Below are 20448 nucleotides of genomic sequence, written 5' to 3'. Positions count from 1 at the left end.
TCTGGCTTCGACAGGCATAGAATCGCTCTTTGACCGGCTATTGCGGGCTGTCGTCGCCGCCCTGCAGACTTCGTTAACCATCTCGCCTTTAAAAAGTCGGTATTGATTCCTCGAAGAGCAGGGTGCCCGCGTGACGACGAGTTCAGAAGTAATCGCCTTTCCGGCAAAGAACCGCATTTCCGACGTAAAACGGTGTGCAACCATGCTTGACCGTCTGCATGGTGTGGAGGCGAATGATTTCTGGCGCAGGGAGTGCCGTGAGCTGGCCGCCTATCTGACGGGACTAGGCTATGAGGACGCTGCCATGCGGCGCGAGGTCATGGAATTTCAAAACGCGGTGCAGGCCGAATTGTGGTCGGGCGATGCTGCCCCCGAGGCGCGTCGCGACAGCCATTGAGGCTTTGGTTTTCTCATGAAAAAGCCGGCGGGTGCTGTGCACCGCCGGCTTTTTTGTTGGCGTCTGTCTGGCTTCAGGAGGCGCTGGCACCGCGTGTGCGGGCAACACCATCGAGCGCCGGCTTGTATTTCGGATCGAGCCGCGCCGCGTGGGAATAGGACTTGGCGGCCTTGGCCATCTCGCCGCGCCGCTCATAGACCAACGCCTGGTTGGCCCAGGATTCGGCGACATTGCCATCAAGCGAAATGGCGTGATTGAAATCCGCGAAGGCATTTTCATCGTCATTCAAGGCGACATAGGAGAGGCCACGGCCGTTATAGGGTTCCGGCGAGGTGGATGACAGGGAAATCGCCTTGGAGAAGTCCTCGATGGCCTGCGCGTGCTGGTTGCGCAGCTGGTAGATCAGGCCGCGATTGTGCCATGCGCGTCCGTCGGTGGTTTCAAGCTCGATGGCGCGGGAGAAGTCGTTGAAGGCTTCGTTGACCCGTCCCGACTGGCGGTAAAGATTGCCACGGCCGATCAGCGCCACATCGTAGCTCGCATTGATCTGCAGGGCGGCGTTATAGTCCTGCAGGGCCTGCTGCTGCTGACCGGAGTTGCGATAAACGAGCGCGCGGTTGGCATAAGCCTGGTAGAAGCGCGGGTTCAGCTGCAGTGCCTTGTTGAAGTCTTCGATGGCGCGGCGGGAATCACCGGCGCGGCCGTAAGCGGAGCCACGAACATTGTAGCCTTCCGGATCCTGCGGATTGGCGTTGATGACCGAGGTGAGCGAGGCGATGTTTTCCTGCGAGCCCTGGGCGCGGTCTATCCTGAACACGTCTTCCGTCTGGTTGGATGTGGCGCAACCGGAAAGACCGGCAAGCACGGTGCAGACGACCAGAGAAGCGCGAAACCCCCTGTTGTTTTTCAATGGCACCCGGCGCGTGGAGGCATCGGAGTTTTTCACAACACAGGCATCGACAGCGATCATTCGGTGTGGGTTCCCTCGCAGGCCGGTCTCATAATCGTTGTCCCACGATTTGTCTCCGACCACAAACACAAAGAGCGGCGGCGAATTGATCGCCCCCGCCCAACAAGCATTCAAAAACGTCCAAAAGACGGCCTATTAACGGCTCGCGCGCGGGGCCGCAATCAGACCTTCGCGCTGTGCGCGCTTACGTGCCAGCTTGCGAACGCGGCGAACGGCTTCAGCCTTTTCGCGGGCGCGCTTCTGGGAGGGCTTTTCGTAGTAATCGCGCATTTTCATTTCACGGAAAATGCCTTCGCGCTGCATCTTTTTCTTGAGGGCGCGAAGCGCCTGATCAACGTTATTGTCGCGGACTAGTACCTGCACGTTAAACCCGTTCCTTTAGTTTGGTTATCTTGCTGTGCGAATAAAGGCATTCGCACGCAAACACAAAATCGTTCGCTTGGCCTTTTAGCCGTGCGATTGGTGTCGTGCATTATCAGATCATTTACGCCAAGTCCAGCCGATAACCCGCAAACAACAGCTAAAATGCGACCCCTCCGCCATTCTCACCGCCATGTCGAAACAAAAGCATTGCGGCGTCGCAAAATGGATATTGCCTCCCATCCCGATTTGCCATGTGTATGATACGGGCCGGAACTATGCTTCCGGTTTCTGGCCGGTTCTTGAGGAGCAGATTGCGAATGCGCAAATATTCCGTTTTTGCCGTGGCGCGTGAGGCGCTCAGGGGTCATAAAGGGTGGGATGCGCAATGGGCATCACCCGAGCCGCGCAAGGATTATGACGTCATCATCATCGGCGGCGGCGGCCACGGTCTGGGGGCTGCCTATTATCTTGCCAAGGAACACGGCATCACCAATGTCGCGGTGCTGGAAAAGGGCTGGCTTGGCGGCGGCAATACCGGCCGCAACACCACCATCATCCGCTCCAACTATCTCTATGAAGAGAGCATGGATATTTACGAGCATTCCCTCAAACTGTGGGAAGGCCTGAGCCAGGACCTCAATTACAACGTCATGTATTCGGCGCGTGGCGTGATGATGCTGTCGCACAATATTCACGACCGGCAGTCCTTCAGCCGGCACATCAATGCCAACCGTCTTTATGGCATCGACAATGAATGGCTGACGCCGGAGCAAGCGAAAGCCTATTGTCCGCCGCTCGATATTTCCGGAAATGCGCGCTATCCGATCAATGGTGCAGCACTCCAGCGTCGTGGCGGCACGGCGCGCCATGATGCGGTGGCCTGGGGTTATGCCCGCGCCGCCTCCGATCGCGGTGTGCACATAATCCAGAATTGCGAGGTCACGGCCATCAGGCGCGGACCGGACGGTGCAGTGACGGGCGTCGAAACCAATCGCGGTTTCATCGGTGCCAAGAAGATCGGCGTTTCCGCCGCCGGCCACTCTTCGGTTCTCATGAAGATGGCGGATGTGCGGGTGCCCCTGCATTCCAACCCGCTGCAGGCGCTGGTGTCAGAGCCGCTGAAGCCGATCTTCCCTTGCGTCGTGATGTCCAATACGGTTCACGCCTATATTTCGCAGTCCGACAAGGGGGAGCTGGTCATCGGTGCGGGGACCGACCAGTATAATTCCTATTCCCAGACCGGCGGCCTGCAGATCATCACCCATACGCTCGATGCCATCTGCGAGCTGTTCCCGATATTCCGTCGCGTCAAGATGATGCGGCAATGGGGCGGCATTACCGACAACACACCGGATCGTTCGGCCATCCAGAGCGTGACGCCGGTGCCGAACCTCTTCGTTAATTGCGGCTGGGGTACGGGTGGTTTCAAGGCGACACCGGGTTCCGCCAATCTCTTTGCCCACCTCATTGCCCGCGGCGAACCGCATCGCCTTGCCGCCGGGCTGACACTCGACCGGTTCCGCACCGGCCGGCTTATCGATGAGGCCGCCGCCGCCGCGGTGGCGCATTGATGCTGGCGGCGGCTGTGCTCGCGATCAATATGTCTGGCGCGGCCGCGGCCGTGCCCGTCGGCAGCATCATTCCCGAGGCCAAGGATTTTCGCAGCCAGAAAATTGCGAAGATGCAGGGTGAGAAAGACTGGCCTTTCGTGGCGGAAAAAGGCCTGCTGCTGTGTGCTCCAAGTCTCGCGGACAAGATGGTCTATTTCGTCGGCGAGAAGGAGGATGGCGAGCAGGACTATCCCTTCGCGATCGACACCGACATGATGGCGGTTGCCATCGTCAATATGGGCCGGGCCTCGGCGCTACGTCCCTTCGATAATTTCGCGCAGCTTCTGACGCGGCTTTCCCCCTTCGTGGCAATGGGAAAGCGGCTCTGTGACCAACCCGCCGGAAGCGTCCTTCCGGAAAATTCTCTGTAGGTGGAACGACGATGCTTCTGATCCATTGCCCCTATTGCGGGGAAGACCGTTCCGAACTGGAATTCCGCTGGGCGGGCGAAGCTCATATCGCGCGGCCTGAAAATATCGCCGATATCTCGGACGAGGCTTTCGCCGAATATTTCTTCATCCGCGACAATGACAAGGGTCTCGTTTTTGAGCGCTGGCGGCATATCCATGGCTGCGGCCGGTTCTTTAACGCCGCCCGCGATTCCGTCAGCGACAAATTTCTGATGACCTACAAGGCTGGTGAGCCAAAACCGGATGCCGAGACGGTTCTTTCCGCAGAAAAGGGAGCGGCTCGATGAGCGGCGATTATCGTATCAAGGGTGCAGGTCGCCTGACGCCCGCCAGAACCGCGCGCTTTACCTTTGATGGCAAGATTTACTCTGCGCTTGAAGGCGACACGGTTGCCTCAGCGCTTCTCGCAAACGGCGTGCATCTGATCGGCCGCTCGTTCAAATATCACCGGCCGCGCGGCTTTCTGTCTGCAGGGCCGGAAGAGCCGAATGCGCTGATCGACGTCTCACGCGACAGCATGCGCAAGCAGCCCAATGTGCGCGCAACGGTGCAGGATGTGTTCGATGGCGCGATCATCGCCTCACAGAACCGCTTTCCGTCGCTGTCCTTCGATATCAGCGCGATCAACGACTTCCTTTCGCCGATGTTTGCGGCTGGTTTCTACTACAAAACTTTCATGTGGCCGAAGGCCGCCTGGCACAAGATTTACGAGCCGATCATCCGCCGTGCTGCCGGTCTTGGCAAAGCGCCGAGCGAACCGGATGCGGATCATTACTCCGGCCGTTATGCCCATTGTGACCTGTTGGTGGCCGGTGGTGGCGTTGCCGGTCTGACAGCGGCGCTTGCTGCGGCGAAAACCGGCATCAGCGTCATTCTGGTGGATGAGAATGCAGAAATCGGCGGCGCGCTGCGCTTCGACACGGGGGCGGTTATCGATGGCCTGCCCGGCTATGAATGGGCGCAGAAGGTTCTCGCCGAACTGAAATCCCTGCCTAACGTCCGTGTTCTGACCCGCACGACGGCCTTCGGTTATTACAACTACAATTTCGTGGCGCTGGCGGAGCGCGTGACCGATCATCTTGCCACGCCCGCCAGACACCAGCCGCGCGAGCGGCTGTGGCAGGTGCGTGCCAAAAAGGTCGTTCTGGCCGCAGGCGCGATCGAGCGCCACATGGTCTTCGCCAATAACGACCGTCCCGGCATCATGCTGGCCTCGGCCGCACGCACCTATCTCAATCACTATGGGGTGGCTGTCGGCCATAATGTGGGTGTCTACACCGCCCATGATTCGGCCTATGAAACGGCTTTCGACCTTAAGAAAGCCGGTGTGAAGATCGCCGCCATCGTCGATTGCCGCGAGAACCCGGATCGGCTGCTGCTGGATGAGGCACGGGCACTTGGCATCGAGGTGCTGGCGGGCCACAGCGTTTATGATACCGTCGGGCGCCTGCGCGTGTCGTCCATGACCGTTGGCCGTAATGGCGGCTCGAACAAACGCAAGATCGCCATTGATGCGCTCGTGGTTTCCGCCGGCTGGACCCCGTCTGTACATCTCTTTTCGCAATCGCGCGGCAAGCTGAAGTTTGACGCGGCTAACCAGCGCTTCCTGCCTGACATCCATGTGCAGGACTGTGTTTCCATCGGCACCTGCAACGGCACGGACGATCTCTCCGCACTGATTGCCGAGGCGGCTGCCGCAGGCGGTTCCGCCGTGGAGTTTTCCGGCGAGAATACCCGTGACTGGACCGGCGGCATGATCGGCGCGGCCGAAGGCGCGGGTGAAGGAACCGGGGTTAAGGCCTTCATCGATTTCCAGCATGATGTCTGCGCCAAGGATATTCGCCTTGCCGTGCGAGAGGGCATGCATTCCGTCGAGCATATCAAACGCTTCACCACCAATGGCATGGCGTCGGATCAGGGCAAGATGTCCAACATGCACGGGCTCGCCATCGCATCCGAAGCGCTGGGTCGGGATTTGCCGAAGGTCGGCCTCACCACTTTCCGCCAGCCCTATACGCCGGTCACCTTCGGCACACTCATCAATCATTCGCGCGGCGCGCTGTTTGACCCGGCCCGCAAGACGCCGATGCACGATGAAGAGGCGGCAGCAGGTGCGGTGTTCGAGGATGTCGGAAACTGGAAACGCGCCTGGTTTTTCCCGCGCGCGGGTGAGGACATGCATGAAGCGCTGAACCGGGAGTGCAAGACGGTGCGAGACAGCGTTGGCGTCTTCGATGCCTCGACTCTCGGCAAGATTGAGGTGGTCGGCCCTGACGCGGCGAAGTTCCTCAACCTCATCTACACAAACGCCTGGGATACGCTGAAACCCGGTCGCTGCCGTTATGGCATCATGACCCGTGAAGACGGCTTCGTTTATGATGATGGCGTCGTCGGGCGGCTTGCCGAGGACCGTTTCCATGTGACGACGACGACCGGCGGCGCGCCGCGTGTGCTGCAGCACATGGAGGATTATCTCCAGACCGAGTTCCCCGATCTCAACGTCTGGCTAACCTCGGCCACCGAACAATGGGCTGTCATTGCCGTGCAGGGGCCAAAGGCACGCGAGGTGATCGCGCCTTTCGTCGAGGGCATCGATCTGTCGCCGGAAGCCTTCCCGCATATGGCGGTGGCCGAGGGCAAGTTCTGCGGCGTGCCGACGCGGCTTTTCCGGGTTTCCTTCACCGGCGAGCTTGGTTTCGAAATCAACGTTCCGGCCGATTACGGCGCAGCCGTCTGGTCTGCCATCCGGGAAAGGGCCGAAGCCGTTGGCGGTTGCCTTTATGGCACCGAGACCATGCATATCCTGCGTGCTGAAAAGGGCTATATCATCGTCGGGCAGGATACCGACGGCACGGTGACGCCTGATGATGCCGGGCTCAACTGGGCGGTTTCCAAGAAGAAGACGGATTTCGTCGGTATTCGCGGTCTCAAGCGCCCCGATCTCACACGCTCCGGCCGTAAGCAGCTGGTGGGTCTGAAGACGAAGGACAGGCTGACCGTCCCGGAAGAAGGCGGCCAGATCGTTGTTGATCCGAATCAGCCGAAACCCATGACCATGCTCGGCCATGTCACCTCCGCCTACTGGTCGGAAAATCTCGGCCATTCCATTGCCTTTGCGCTGGTGGCGGATGGCAGGGCGCGCATGGGCGAAACGCTTTATATCCCGCTCGCCGATAAAACCATTGCCGTCGAAGTGACCGACATGGTCTTCCTCGACAAGGAAGGAGCCCGTCTCAATGGCTGATATGCTTCACGCAAAACGCAAATCCGTGCTTGAGGATTTCCATGGCGGCTCGCCCTTCGTCTCGTTAAAACCTGCTGCTTCCGCATCACGGCTGTCGCTGCGCGCACGGGAAAGCGCCGTGCCGGCATTGTCGGAAGCGCTTGGTCTTTCTTTGCCCACGAGCCCGAAAAGCGCCGTTACGTCAGGTCTGCGTTCCGCTCTCTGGCTCGGCCCGGATGAATGGCTGGTGATCGATCAGGGTGAGAGCGATCTGATGGCCATGCTCTCCGGCGTCTCCGGCCTGTTTTCGGCAACCGATGTTTCTCACCGCAATACAGCCGTCATCATCTCCGGTCCCGGCGCGGAAGCCGCACTTAATGCCGGTTGCCCGCAGAATCTTTCGCCTGCAAAATTCCCGGTCGGGGCCTGCTCACGCACGGTTTTCGGCAAGGCGGAAGTGGTGCTGTTGCGCACGGCGGATGATACGTTCCGGGTGGAATGCTGGCGCTCCTTCGCCGATTATGTCGGCGGGCTGCTGCAGGAGGCGGCTGAGGACGTGGTGGTTTAAATCGACTGGTTTTTCCAGCCGCGCCATTCCACCCATCGCCCATGAAAATCGGCGCGGCCGATTTCCTGTTTCTCGCCGGTTGGCCAGATTTGCAGGGTAATCGCGGCGCTGCCCGGCGTCTGGTCCGCCTCCATCTGCAGGCGGGCAAGCGGAGCCTCGGGCGTGGCGCGGGCGCCTGCCTCGGCAATCAAGGCTTCGCCGGCCTGCTTCAAGGCATCCGGCAGATATTGCCAGGCGACGGAATGGTAGACGACATGGGTGGCACCCGAATGTGGTGTGGCAAGGCGGCGTTTCAGCCAGTCGATAGCGTCGGCCTTTTCGACGTGCAAGCCGTTCTCCACCGCAATCTGTAGAGCCGCTGCCGTTCGCTCCAGCCTGTCGGTCTGGTCGGCCCAGACATAGGACATCAACCGCAGGCGATCTTCGGCGGACGACGGATCGAGTGGGTTGAGATCGCAGCCGGCGCGCTCGATGACCTCAATCCGACGACCGGGCGGCGGAGCGTTTCCGCGCCATTCCGGCGAGAGAAAGACATCCGACGTCTCACCCCATGCAAGGTCGCCCAGTCGATACTGGTAACGGTCAAATTGCAGGTTCAGCCCGGCGCTGGCGCCAACTTCTGAAAGCGCCAACGGCTTGCCGGCAAGTGCTGCAATCGTCAGAAAACCCGGCAGCAGCACTGCGGAACGGCGCACTTCGTTGGTCTGCGGTGGTGATGTCAACCTATCGAGGATAAAGGCCGCGTGAAAGCGTAACGCATCCTCGCAGGCCTGCCACAACGTATCCTCGTTTTCAGGTGCGATATCGACAAGCGGCGCGATCTTGTCCTCAATGGCAAGTGCATGCAGGGCGCCCGCCAGCCGCAGCGGCACGGAATCACCGGAGGGGCCAACATCACCGGGCCAGGAAAGGATTTTCCGGCCCACTTCCGTCTGGCGATCCAGCCGCGCTGAGACCGCGCGGCAGAGCCGTGCAGTAAAGGGCGAGCCAAGGCTGTCGCAAGCCCTTGCCTGAACGAGAAACGCATTTCTTACGGCTTCATCATGCATGCGGTCTCTCCCTTGGTTCGTGGGTCAGATATCCTCCGGCCTGTCCTCCGGATTGAACTGGGTGATCGTCGTCCAGCGGGCGGTGAGCGCCGGCTTTCTTTCGTTTTCAATCTCCACCGTCACGTCATAGGTCGTCATCAGCATGGCGGCGCCGCGAAAGCGGGCTTCCGCCAGGAGGAACCGGCCGCGCACCCGCGCACCAGATTTAACCGGCGCGACGAAACGGACGGCGTCGAAGCCGTAATTGAGGCCCATCGTCTGCTCGCGAATAGGGGGCACGGCGTCATAATATAGTGCCGAAAGCAGAGACAGCGTCAGGAACCCATGCGCGATGGTGCCACCAAACGGGCTTTCCGCTTTGGCGCGCTCCGGGTCCGTGTGGATGAACTGTTCGTCCAAAGTTGCCTTTGCGAAAGCGTCGATCATCGTCTGATCGACAACGATCCAGTCGGAAACGCCCATTTCCGTGCCAACGAGACTTTTAATCTCAGCCAGCCCTATGTCCTTTGCCATCTTGTCTCTTTCCGGTTGCGTCGCACGCCATATAAGGGTGCGACGGCCAGGCGATCAACCGCGCAGATAAAACACCACCGAACGGGCAGGCAGGAAAGCCGGATTGCCGAAATCCGTGCCGATAGCTTTCCAGCCATTGCCGGGCAAGGTGAAGGGCACGATCTCGCGGTTGCGGTTGATGAGCACGGCGAGTTCGACATCGTTTCCACTCTCATGATCGGAGGTGGAAAGCACCATGGCGAAGGCCGGTCCGTCCGGCCTTTCCCAGTCCGAAACCGTCATGGGTTCGCCGCCGGGAGCAAGCCATGCCACATCGTCCTTGCCGGAGAAAAATGCGGTTTGCGAAAAGACGCCGAAGCGTTTGCGCAATGCGGAAAGAAACGCGGTGTGTTCGATCAGTTCCGGGGAAAGCGACGACCAGTCGACCCAGTTGATTTCATTATCCTGACAATAGGCATTGTTGTTGCCCTGCTGGCTGCGGCCGCCCTCATCACCGGCGGTCAGCATCAATGCGCCGCGGCTGACGAAAAGCGTGGACAGCAGCGCCTTCACATCCGCGAGGCGCGCAGCGACAATGGCGGGATCATCGCTTGGGCCTTCGACGCCATTGTTCCAGGAATGGTTTTCATTGTGGCCGTCGCGATTGTTCTCGCCGTTTTTTTCATTGTGCTTGTTTTCATGGCTGACGAGATCGAACAGCGTGAAGCCGTCATGGGCGGCAAGGAAATTGACGCTGCGGCTTTTTGAGCGGCCATGGCGTGAAAAGATCGGTGACGAACCGGACAATGCATCGGCGAGCGCCCCTGTGGTTCCGGCATCACCGCGCCAGAACCGGCGCATATCGTCACGGGCACGGTCGTTCCATTCCAGAAAGCTCTCGGGAAAATTACCGAGCTGGTAACCGCCGGGACCGATATCCCATGGTTCGGCGATCAGCACACGGTCGTGAAGCACTGCGTCTGAATGCATGGCCGCAAGTGTTTCGCTGGCCATATCGAAGCCATTGGCGGTTCGGCCGAGCACGGGTGCCAGATCGAAACGGAAGCCGTCCACACCGGCATTCACGACAAAATGCCTGAGCGCATCGATGATGAGCTGGCGCACATAGGGGTGGTCACAGGCGACCGTATTGCCGGTCCCTGTGTCGTTGACCAGCACACCCGGTTCTCCGGGCGGGTGTCGGAAGGCGGTAAGATTGTCGAGACCCCGCAATGACAAAACCGAGCCTTCAATATCGCTTTCACCCGTATGGTTGAAGACGAGATCGAGAATGGTGCCGATACCTTCTGCATGCAGCGCGGCCACCGTGTCGCGTAATTCCCGCACGCCGCCGGGGCAGAGGCGCGGATCGAGCGCCATGAAGCCGACCGGGTTGTAGCCCCAGGCATTGGAAAGGCCGAGCGGCGGCAGGTGCCGTTCGTCGATCCATGCCGTGATCGGCATCAGCTCCACGGCATTGACGCCGATTTTTTTCAGATGCGCGATAATGGCGGGATGGGCCAGCGCCGCTACGGTGCCCCTGATGTTTTCCGGCACCTCGGAATGCAATTTGCTGAAAGATCTGACCGCGAGTTCGTAAATCAGCCCACCTTCGGCAAAAAGCGGCGGTTGGCGTTTGAGCGGTTCGTATTGCGAAAGGATCGCCTTGGGCATGATGCCGCCCGTGTCTTCGCCAAAAGCGTATAGCGCCGGATCATGACGGAAGGGGCGATCGATCTCCGTGGCATAGGGGTCAAGCAGCAGTTTTGATGGGTCGAACCACAGGCCGTGTTCGGGGGCGTAAATTCCGTGGGCGCGGTAGCCATATCGCGTGCCAGAACCGGCATCTGCCACCGTCAAACGGTGAATATCATCCTCTCCGCGCTTCATGGGCAGGCGGGCGGTCTCTTTTTCACCGGCTGCATCGAAAAGGCAAAGATCGATCTGGGAAGCGTGCCGGGAATAGACCGTGAATTCCGTTCCGTTTTCCGTCTGGGTTGCGCCTTTGGGGAAAACGGGTGGGTTCTGCATGGTCTCTCTCCGATAGAATATCGTCTCTTCTCAAACGCGTCCGCAGGGTTAGAGGGCTGGAGCCTCTCCTACGTCATCCTCGGGCTTGACCCGAGGGACCCACAACCCGACTGCACCATGGATCCTCGGGCCAAGCCCGAGGATGATGCCGAATGTGGCGAAGGGTGTGTCACCCCTATAGTCTGCCTTGCCAGATGCCATCCTATTGCGCGGCGCCCTCTCTCCCGGAAGAGACAAGCGCCGCGGCAACTTCAGGTAATAACGCTCGGTTCGTTGCGGCCGGTATGGGCCTTGATACCGGCGATCGTATCGGCCACGGCAATAAGGTCGGCGAGTGCCTCCTGAGTTTCGATGCCATGACGGGCCGCATCCGCCTCGTAACGCTCCACGTAAAGCCTGAGCGTCGCGCCTGCCGTGCCGGTGCCGGAAAGGCGCAGTACGATGCGCGAACCGCCCTCGAACAGGATGCGGATACCCTGATTTTTGCTCACCGACTGATCGACCGGATCGTGATAGGCGAAATCATCCGCAGCGGCGACCTTCAGATTGCCATAGCTGGTGCCGGGGAGCGTGGCGAGTTTTTCGCGCAGGGTGGCGACCAGCGTGTTGGCGGCGTCCGAATCCACTTCTTCATAGTCATGGCGGGAATAATAGTTGCGGCCATATTCGGCCCAGTGCTTTGTGACGATGTCTTTTACGCTTTCCTTGCGGGCGGCGACGATGTTCAGCCAGAACAGCACGGCCCAGAGGCCATCCTTTTCACGCACATGGTTGGAGCCGGTGCCAAAGCTTTCCTCGCCGCAGATTGTCACCTTGCCGGCGTCCATGAGATTGCCGAAGAATTTCCAGCCGGTCGGCGTTTCATACATGCCAAGCCCGAGCTTTTCGGCGACGCGGTCCGCTGCCGCACTTGTTGGCATGGAGCGGGCAATGCCGGAAATGCCTGCGGCATAACCGGGTGCCAGTCTGGCATTGGCCGCGATGATCGCGAGACTGTCTGATGGCGTGACGAACATGCCCTTGCCGACGACCATGTTGCGGTCGCCGTCGCCATCGGAAGCCGCGCCGAAATCCGGACCCTGCGGGCTCATGACATCGTCATAAAGCTCCTTGGCATGGACAAGGTTAGGGTCTGGATGGTGGCCGCCGAAATCCGGGAGTGGCGTTGCGTTGCGGACGGAACCCTTCGGCGCGCCGAGGCGCTTTTCGATGATTTCCACGGCATAAGGGCCGGTAACCGCGCTCATGGAATCGACCACGACCTTGAAACCACCAGCAATCAGCGCACGGATGGCGGCGAAATCGAACAGCTCTTCCATCAGCGCCGCGTAATCGGTGACCGGATCGATTACCTCGACCGTCAGTTCATCGACTTTGAAGCTGCCCACCTTGTCGAGATCGATATCGGCGGCATCGGAAATCTTGTAGCTGTCGATGACCCTGGAACGGGCATAGATTGCGTCGGTGATCTTTTCCGGTGCCGGGCCACCATTGCCAATATTGTATTTGATGCCGAAATCTTCGTTCGGGCCGCCGGGATTGTGGCTGGCGGAAAGAACGATGCCGCCGAAGGCCTTGAATTTACGGATGATGTTGGAGGCGGCGGGCGTGGAAAGAATGCCGCCCTGACCAACCAGAACCTTGCCGAAACCGGCAGCGGCGGCCATCTTGATCGCCTTCTGGATGACTTCGCGGTTGTAATAACGGCCGTCGCCGCCAATCACCAGCGTCTGGCCCTGAAAGCCCTCAAGCGCGTCAAAGATCGACTGGATGAAGTTCTCGGCGTAATTTTCCTGGGCGAAAACCGGCACCTTTTTGCGCAGGCCGGAAGTGCCCGGCTTCTGGTCCTGATAGGGCTTGGTCTGAACGGTCTTGATCATTGTTTCAATGGCCTTTCGAAATAAGCTGGCTGTAAAGCGCGGCGTAAAGACCGGCGCTTTTTTCCCAGGAAACATCGGATTTCATGCCGAGTTTCTGCATTTGTGTCCAAAGTTTCGGGTCGTGATAATAACGCACGGTCCGGCGGATCGCCTGTTTGAGACCGTCAAGCGTGACGGGCGAGAATTGCACGCCGGTCGCCGATTTATTGGCGATGGCGGCGTGGTTGGCGTCGATCACCGTGTCGGCAAGGCCGCCGGTGCGGGCGACAACCGGAATGCAGCCGTAACGCAACGCGTAAAGCTGGGTAAGCCCGCAGGGCTCGAAACGCGAGGGAATGATGATCGCGTCACAGCCCGCCTGCATCAGATGCGACAGCGGCTCGTTATAACCGACGGCAACACCGACGCGGCCATGGTGACGGGATGCGGCCGCCAGAAGCGCGCCTTCCAGCGCCACTTCGCCTGCGCCAAGCACCACAAGACGACCGCCGAGAGCAACGATCTCGTCCACGGCTTCCGCCATGAGGTCGATGCCCTTCTGCCAGGTGAGGCGGGAAATGATGCAGAAAAGCGGGCTGTCGTCGTCATCGATGCGGAAATGCTCAGCGACCGCCTTCTTGTTCAGCGCGCGGTTCTTGAGATTGGCGGCCGAATAATTGTCGTGGATCAGATGGTCTGTCGCCGGGTTCCAGACATCGGCATCGATGCCGTTGACGATGCCGTGCAGCACATGGGCGCGGCTGCCGATGACGCCGTGCAGGCCCATGCCGAATTGCGGGGTGAGGATCTCCTCGGCATAGGATGGGCTGACGGTGCTAAGTGCGGTTGCCGTCTGCAGGCCGCCCTTCAGGAAGCTCACATCGTTATAATATTCGATGCCTTCCATGCCGAAGGAATGTGGGGGCAGTGCCAGTTTGCTGAAGATATTGGCGCCGAACTGACCCTGGAAGGCGATGTTGTGGATGGTGAGAAGGCTCGGAATCTCCGGCGTTTGCGCATAACGCATATAGACCGGTGTCATGGCAGCCTGCCAGTCATGGGCATGCACCATATCCGGCCGCCAGTCGGGAAGCGCGCCGGCGGCAATGCGGGCTGCCGCGAGCGACAGTGCCGCGAAGCGCTTCCAATTGTCTGGATAATCCTTGCCGGTCTGGTCGAGATAAGGTCCGCCGGACCGCTCGTAATAAGCGGGTGCATCGAGGATGAGGAGATCCAACCCCTCATGCCGTACCTCGAGCACCTCGGCTTTTTCACCGAGCAGATCGGTAAATTCGAAACATTTGACGGGGTCCGTCACGGCGGCTTTCACCGCCGGATAGCCGGGTATCAATGTCCGTGTTCTGACGCCGTGGGCTTCGAGCGCGATGGGGAGCGCGCCGACAACGTCGGCGAGCCCTCCGGTCTTGATCAGGGGATAGATTTCGGATGAAACCGAAAGGACATTCATGGGCTCTACAGGTCCAGCTTGTCGATCATCGATTGGGTGATAAGGCAGATGCCATTTTCCGTGCGGCGGAAACGTTTGGCATCCAGTTCTGGGTCTTCTCCTACAATCAGTCCTTCCGGAATGACCACGCCATGGTCGATGACGACATTGCTGAGCTGGGCATGACGCCCGATCTTCACACTCGGCAGTACTACGGCATTCTCAAGGCGGGAGTATGAATTGGCGCGCACGCCGGTAAACAACAGGCTGCGCGTGAGGGCCGCACCGGAAATGATGCAGTCGCCCGAGACGACCGACGACACGGCCGAACCGCGACGATCCTCATCGTCATGCACGAATTTGGCCGGTGGGGTGATTTCCGCATAGGTCCAGATCGGCCAGGATTTGTCGTAGATGTCGAGGTCGGGCACCACGTCCGTGAGGTCGATATTGGCCTGCCAATAGGCATCTATGGTGCCGACGTCGCGCCAGTACGGCCCGTGTTCGAAATCCGAGCGCACGCAGGAATCCGCGAAGCGGTGGGCGACGGCTTTGCCGTGCTTGACGATATAGGGAATGATATCCTTGCCGAAATCGCGGCTGGAGGTCGGGTCGGCGGCGTCGCGTCGCAGCGCTTCCATCAGGAATTTCGTGTGGAAGACATAAATGCCCATTGAGGCGAGCGCAAAACCTTCATTGCCAGGAATGCCGGGCGGATCGGCCGGTTTTTCAATGAAGTCGATGATCTCGTCTTTTTCGTTCACATGCATCACACCGAAGCCGGTCGCTTCCATGCGCGGCACTTCAAGGCAGCCGATCGTCACATCAGCACCGGAATCGACATGCTGCTGCAGCATGTATTCGTAATCCATCTTGTAGATGTGATCGCCGGCGAGAATGACCATATATTCTGGCGCATAGGGCTCGATGATGTCGATGTTCTGATAGACGGCGTCTGCGGTGCCTTCATACCATTGCGTTTCGGACACGCGCTGCGAGGCTGGCAGAATATCGAAGCTTTCATTACGTTCGGGGCGGAAAAAGTCCCATCCGCGCTGCAGGTGGCGGATGAGCGAATGCGCCTTGTATTGCGTGGCGACGCCGATGCGGCGAATGCCGGAATTGAGCGCGTTGGAGAGCGCAAAATCGATGATGCGTGCCTTGCCGCCGAAATAGACGGCGGGTTTTGCCCGGCGGTCCGTCAGCTCCTTCAGGCGGCTTCCTCTGCCGCCTGCGAGGACATAGGCCATTGCATCACGCGCCAGTGGCTGAACTCTTTTTTCCGACATGGTGTCCTCCCTCTCTGTCTGTCAGTTTTCCGGCTCAAGCATGATCGTCGCCAGAGGCGGCAGGACGAGCATCGCCCCGATTTCTCCGCCGGCATCGACCGCCTGAACGCGTCCGCCATTTCCCTTGCCGCTGCCGCCATAGATTTCGGCATCGGTGTTGAGAATCTCCCGCCACCGCCCGGCCTGGGGCAGCGGCACATAATAACTTTCCCGGTAAACCGGGGTGAGATTGCAGATGACTGCCACCGGTTTTTCACCGGGCGCCATGCGCAACCAGGCAAAGACGGAATTGTCGTGGTCCTCGACCACCAGCCAGCGGAAACCTTCCGGCTCGCAGTCGCGGGCGTGCAAAGCGGGTTTTGAACGATAGGTGAGGTTAAGATCACGCACGAGGCGGCGCATGCCCTCATGCATGGGATATTGGCGCAGATTCCAGTCGAGCGATTTTTTTTCGCTCCACTCGCTCCATTGCGCGAATTCCTGGCCCATGAACAGCAGCTTCTTGCCGGGATAACCCCACATGAAGCCGTAATAGGATCGCAGGTTGGCGAATTTCTGCCAGTCGTCGCCCGCCATTTTGGCAATCAGCGATCCCTTGCCGTGCACCACCTCGTCATGGGAAAGCGGCAACACGAAATTTTCGGTGAAGGCGTAAAGCAGACCGAAGGTCAGTTCCTGATGGTGGAACTTGCGATGCACCGGCTCACGCGAGAAGTAGCTCAGCGTGTCGTGCATGAAGCCCATGTTCCATTTGAAGCCGAAACCGAGGCCGCCTTCATGAACGGGCTGGGAGACTTTTGGCCAGGAGGTGGATTCTTCCGCAATGGTCATGACGCCGGGATGAGTGCCATAAACGAGCGAATTCATTTTCTGCAGGAAGCGGACGGATTCGAGGTTTTCACGCCCGCCATATTCGTTGGGAATCCACTCGCCTTCCTTGCGGGAATAATCGAGGTAAAGCATCGAGGCGACCGCATCGACACGCAGGCCGTCAAGATGGAATTTTTCGGCCCAATAAAGCGCATTGTTGATGAGGTAGGACATCACCTCAACACGGCCGAAATTATAGATGGCCGTGTTCCAGTCGGGATGAAAACCCTGACGTGGATCGGCGTGCTCATAAAGCGCCGTGCCGTCAAACCAGCGCAGGCCGTGCTCGTCAGTCGGGAAATGTGCCGGCACCCAGTCGAGGATGACGCCGATGCCGACCTTGTGAGCGCCGTTGACGAACCGCGCGAAACCTTCCGGATCACCGAAACGGGCGGTCGGAGCATAAAGGCCGGTCGTCTGGTAACCCCAGGAGGGGTCATAGGGGTGTTCGGTAATCGGCAGGAACTCGATATGAGTGAAGCCCATATCCGTGCAATAGGGAATGAGCTGCGCGGCCAGTTCATCCCAGCTGAGGAAGGTGCCGTCCTCGCGGCGTTGCCAGGAACCGGCGTGAACCTCGTAAATGCTGATCGGCTGGCGGCGCTGGTCCACCTGCGCCCAATGTTCGCGGTGAGCCTGATCTTCCCATTTCTGAGCCAGTTCCGGTGCGGTGACGGAAGCGTTTTTCGGCCGCAACTCGCCGCGCCGGGCATAAGGGTCGGCCTTCAGCGGCAGGAGCTCGCCATTGGCACCGAGAATTTCGAATTTGTAAGCGCAACCGGCATAGACGTCGGGCGCGAAGATTTCCCAGATGCCGGTATCCTTGCGGAAACGCATGACATGCCGGCGTCCATCCCAATTGTTGAAATCGCCAACCACAGAAACGCGCCGCGCATTGGGTGCCCAGACGGCAAAGTGGAAACCCTCGACGCCCTCGAGCTTCAGAGGATGCGCGCCCATCTTGTCAAAGAGCCGCAGATGCGAGCCTTCACGGACGAAATAATCGTCCATGGGTCCAAGAACCGGGCCGAAGCTGTAGGGGTCGGTCACTGCCCATTCGGCATCGTCGCGGCCGGCGCGGTAACGCACCGGCTGGCGCGATGCAAGCTCGACCGGGCCTTCGAAAAAACCTTCCGGATCGAGCCGCTTTAGTTCGCCGATGAAATTTCCGTCCAATGTTAGGACGGACACTTCTTCAGCGCCCGGGATGAAACAGCGGGCGGAAAACCCTTCCGGCGTTTCGTGAACGCCGAGAAGGGCAAAGGGATTGGAATGCAAACCGCTCTTGATCGCCTCGATTTCAGCCTTCGTGATTTCGCCAGTCTTTTTCTCTTCGGCCGAATTGAGCGGTTTTTTCATCAGGCTCTCCAGATCTCGGTGGCATATTGCCGGATCGTCCTGTCGGACGAGAACCAGCCCATACGCGCCGTGTTGCGCACTGTTTTGGTGTTCCAGCTATCCTGATCGCTCCAGATCGCATCCACCTTGCGCTGCGCGTCGGCATAGGCGTCGAAATCGGCAGCGACCATGAACCAGTCGCTATTGTATATACCGTCAATAAGGCCGGCAAAACGCGAGCGGTCATCGGGCGAGAACACGCCTGACGCAATGGACGACAGCGCCTGCGACAATTCCGCGGACTGTTCGATGATCGCACGGGGATTGTGACCTTCGGCCCGCGCCTTTGCGACTTCTTCCGCCGTCATGCCGAAGATGACGATGTTGTCAGCGCCGACATGTTCGAGCATTTCGACATTTGCGCCATCGAGCGTGCCGATGGTTAGCGCGCCGTTCAGTGCGAATTTCATGTTGCCGGTGCCGGATGCTTCCATGCCGGCGGTCGAAATCTGTTCCGATAGATCGGCGGCGGGAACCATGATTTCCGCAAGCGACACATTATAGTTCGGAATAAACACCACTTTCAGAAGCCCGCGCACGGCCGGATCGTTGTTGATGACCCGGGCAATATCATTGGCAAGCTTTATGATCAGCTTCGCGTTGTGATAACTCGGCGCCGCCTTGCCTGCGAAGAACTTAACGCGCGGTACCCATTCCAGTTCCGGGTGGGAACGGATCTGGTCGTAAAGCGCCACCGTTTCGACAAGGTTCAAAAGCTGGCGCTTATATTCGTGGATGCGCTTGATCTGGATATCGAACATGGCCGAAGGATCGACACGGATGCCCATGCGTTGCGCCACCGTATTGGCAAGGCGCACCTTGTTCAGACGCTTCACTTCGGCGAATTTTTCGCGGAAACCGGCGTCGTCGGCAAAGCGGTCGAGCGCGGTGAGCTTTTCCGCATCGTCAAGGAAGTCGTCGCCGATCGCTTCGCGCACCAGTCCTGTCAGGCCGGGATTGCATTGCATCAGCCAGCGGCGTGGCGTGATGCCGTTGGTCTTGTTGTTGATACGATCGGGGTAGAGGCCGTGCAGGTCGGCAAACACCGTTTCCTTCATCAGTTCGGTATGAAGGGCAGAAACGCCGTTGATCGAATGCGAGCCGATGAAGGCGAGGTTGCCCATGCGCACGCGGCGTTCGCCGCCTTCGTCAATGAGAGAGATCGAACGGATCTGCTGATCCGCCATCTTCTTTTCCTTGCGGGCATAGACCAGCGTATTGGCGTTGATCGCATAAACGATCTGCATATGTCTTGGAAGAAGACGCTCAAGCAGCGGCACCGGCCAGCTTTCCAGCGCTTCCGGCAGAAGCGTGTGATTGGTGTAGGAGAAAGTCCCCTGCGTGATCTTCCAGGCGTCATCGAATTCGAGGCCATGCACGTCGCACAGCAGGCGCATCATTTCGCAGATAGAAATGGCCGGATGTGTGTCGTTGAGCTGGATCGAAACCTTGTCCGGCAGGGAGGTGAAATCAGGATATTGCTGCAGATGGCGGCGCAGAATGTCCTGCAGCGAGGCGGAGGAGAAGAAGAACTCCTGCCGCAGGCGCAGTTCCTGGCCGGCCGGCGTCGCGTCCGCAGGGTAGAGAACCCGCGTCAGGCTTTCCGCCTTGTTGCTCTCGCGCAATGCGCCGATGTGATCGCCGGCATTGAAGGCGGCGAGCAGAATGGGGTCGATCGGCTGTGCCGACCACAGGCGCAGCGTGTTGACGCGGGTGCCGCGCCAGCCGACGACCGGTGTGTCGTAAGCCATGGCGATGACGCGTTCGGCCGGTTTCCAGACGAAACGCTGCGGGTCTTCATAGCCGCCGATGGTTTCCACCGATCCGCCGAAGCCGATCTCATAGGAGCTTTCGCGGCGCTCGAATTCCCAGGGGTTGCCGTGTGCCAGCCAGGTCTCCGGCAGTTCCACCTGCCAGCCATCCGCCATCTGCTGGCGGAAGAGGCCGTGCACGTAACGAATGCCGTAACCATAGGCGGGAATGTCGACGGTCGCCATGGATTCCATGAAGCAGGCGGCGAGACGACCAAGGCCGCCATTGCCGAGTGCGGCATCCGGCTCCAGCCCGGCGATAACGTCGAGATCGACACCGAGCGAGGACAGCGCGTCGCGGATTTCGTGCATCAGGCCTATGTTGGAAATGGCGTCGCGCATCAGGCGGCCGATCAGGAATTCCAGCGACAGATAATAAACGCGCTTGGAATTGTTGGCATAGGCCTTGCGGGTGGATTCCATCCACTTGTCGATGATGCGGTCGCGAACGACGAGAATGGTCGCGGTCAGCCAGTCATGCGGCTTGGCTACCTTGACGTCCTTGCCGATACGGTAAGTCAGTCGCTCGATGATTTCCGCTGCCATGATTTCCGGGTTGGAACTGCGCGGGGCGGGGCGGGGAAGATCGGCGGCGTTGAGATTATTGATCATTGGTCGGTCAGCACCTTGGTGGGAGGAGAGGGTCTGAGAGGTTGATCCG

General features: G+C 59.4%; 16 protein-coding genes. 6 read left to right on the top strand and 10 right to left on the bottom strand.

The genetic code is table 11. The annotated features are described in order from the left end of the window. Window positions 1-130: 130 nt before the first annotated feature. A complete protein-coding gene (locus tag M0412_RS19485; RefSeq protein WP_269701604.1) occupies window positions 131-397 on the top strand; it encodes a DUF6074 family protein in 267 nt (88 codons plus the stop codon). 73 nt (window positions 398-470) lie between these two features. Here the strand turns inward: M0412_RS19485 and M0412_RS19480 are convergent, their stop codons facing one another. Both M0412_RS19480 and rpsU read right to left on the bottom strand, forming a co-directional pair. Next, complete coding sequence (locus M0412_RS19480; protein WP_142842476.1) at window positions 471-1367, bottom strand: tetratricopeptide repeat protein; 897 nt, start codon at window positions 1365-1367, stop codon at window positions 471-473. 135 nt (window positions 1368-1502) lie between these two features. Beyond that, complete coding sequence (rpsU, locus tag M0412_RS19475) at window positions 1503-1730, bottom strand: 30S ribosomal protein S21 (protein ID WP_006313768.1); 228 nt, start codon at window positions 1728-1730, stop codon at window positions 1503-1505. 317 nt (window positions 1731-2047) lie between these two features. On the opposite strand from rpsU, the gene M0412_RS19470 reads away from it, so the two are divergent. The 5 genes from M0412_RS19470 to M0412_RS19450 are packed head-to-tail and all read left to right on the top strand — an operon-like array spanning window position 2048 to window position 7541. After that, entirely contained in the window at window positions 2048-3301 is a 1254-nt protein-coding gene (locus M0412_RS19470) for a sarcosine oxidase subunit beta family protein (RefSeq protein ID WP_046801680.1), read from the top strand. Beyond that, window positions 3301-3711, top strand: a complete 411-nt coding sequence (locus M0412_RS19465; RefSeq protein WP_269701624.1) for a hypothetical protein — start codon at window positions 3301-3303, stop codon at window positions 3709-3711. The genes M0412_RS19470 and M0412_RS19465 overlap by 1 nt, the downstream gene beginning before the upstream one ends. 11 nt (window positions 3712-3722) lie before the next feature. Beyond that, window positions 3723-4037, top strand: coding sequence for a sarcosine oxidase subunit delta (locus M0412_RS19460; protein ID WP_137087356.1), 315 nt, complete (start codon window positions 3723-3725; stop codon window positions 4035-4037). Continuing rightward, the gene (locus M0412_RS19455; RefSeq protein ID WP_269701629.1) at window positions 4034-6994 is read left to right on the top strand and encodes a sarcosine oxidase subunit alpha; all 2961 of its coding nucleotides are present in this window, start codon (window positions 4034-4036) and stop codon (window positions 6992-6994) included. The genes M0412_RS19460 and M0412_RS19455 overlap by 4 nt, the downstream gene beginning before the upstream one ends. Continuing rightward, on the top strand, window positions 6987-7541 hold the full coding sequence (locus tag M0412_RS19450; protein ID WP_269701631.1) for a sarcosine oxidase subunit gamma: 555 nt from the start codon (window positions 6987-6989) through the stop codon (window positions 7539-7541). Before M0412_RS19455 ends, M0412_RS19450 begins: the two co-directional genes overlap by 8 nt. Here M0412_RS19450 and M0412_RS19445 read toward each other — a convergent pair. The 8 genes from M0412_RS19445 to M0412_RS19410 all read right to left on the bottom strand — a co-directional run bounded on the left by M0412_RS19445 (window position 7538) and on the right by M0412_RS19410 (window position 20399). After that, a complete protein-coding gene (locus M0412_RS19445) occupies window positions 7538-8590 on the bottom strand; it encodes a DUF2332 domain-containing protein (protein ID WP_269701634.1) in 1053 nt (350 codons plus the stop codon). The two genes, M0412_RS19450 and M0412_RS19445, sit on opposite strands and share 4 nt — an antisense overlap. A gap of 24 nt (window positions 8591-8614) precedes the next feature. Then, on the bottom strand, window positions 8615-9103 hold the full coding sequence (locus M0412_RS19440; RefSeq protein ID WP_269701636.1) for a MaoC family dehydratase: 489 nt from the start codon (window positions 9101-9103) through the stop codon (window positions 8615-8617). A 54-nt stretch (window positions 9104-9157) separates the two neighbouring features. Then, window positions 9158-11113 (bottom strand): glycogen debranching protein GlgX, encoded by a 1956-nt coding sequence (glgX, locus tag M0412_RS19435; protein WP_269701638.1) that lies wholly within the window; start codon window positions 11111-11113, stop codon window positions 9158-9160. 251 nt (window positions 11114-11364) lie between these two features. Next, a complete protein-coding gene (locus M0412_RS19430) occupies window positions 11365-12993 on the bottom strand; it encodes an alpha-D-glucose phosphate-specific phosphoglucomutase (protein WP_269701640.1) in 1629 nt (542 codons plus the stop codon). Window positions 12994-12997: 4 nt separating this feature from the next. Next, window positions 12998-14440, bottom strand: coding sequence for a glycogen synthase GlgA (gene glgA, locus M0412_RS19425; protein ID WP_142842469.1), 1443 nt, complete (start codon window positions 14438-14440; stop codon window positions 12998-13000). Window positions 14441-14445: 5 nt separating this feature from the next. Further along, window positions 14446-15708 (bottom strand): glucose-1-phosphate adenylyltransferase, encoded by a 1263-nt coding sequence (glgC, locus tag M0412_RS19420; RefSeq protein ID WP_046801691.1) that lies wholly within the window; start codon window positions 15706-15708, stop codon window positions 14446-14448. 21 nt (window positions 15709-15729) lie between these two features. Beyond that, complete coding sequence (glgB, locus tag M0412_RS19415; protein ID WP_269701643.1) at window positions 15730-17937, bottom strand: 1,4-alpha-glucan branching protein GlgB; 2208 nt, start codon at window positions 17935-17937, stop codon at window positions 15730-15732. Beyond that, entirely contained in the window at window positions 17937-20399 is a 2463-nt protein-coding gene (locus M0412_RS19410) for a glycogen/starch/alpha-glucan phosphorylase (protein WP_142842467.1), read from the bottom strand. Before M0412_RS19410 ends, glgB begins: the two co-directional genes overlap by 1 nt. Window positions 20400-20448 lie beyond the last annotated feature (49 nt).

Source organism: Agrobacterium sp. O3.4 (assembly GCF_041414895.1).
In the GTDB taxonomy this organism is placed as follows: domain Bacteria; phylum Pseudomonadota; class Alphaproteobacteria; order Rhizobiales; family Rhizobiaceae; genus Agrobacterium; species Agrobacterium cucumeris.
This window is presented reverse-complemented; position numbering and strand designations above follow the sequence as displayed.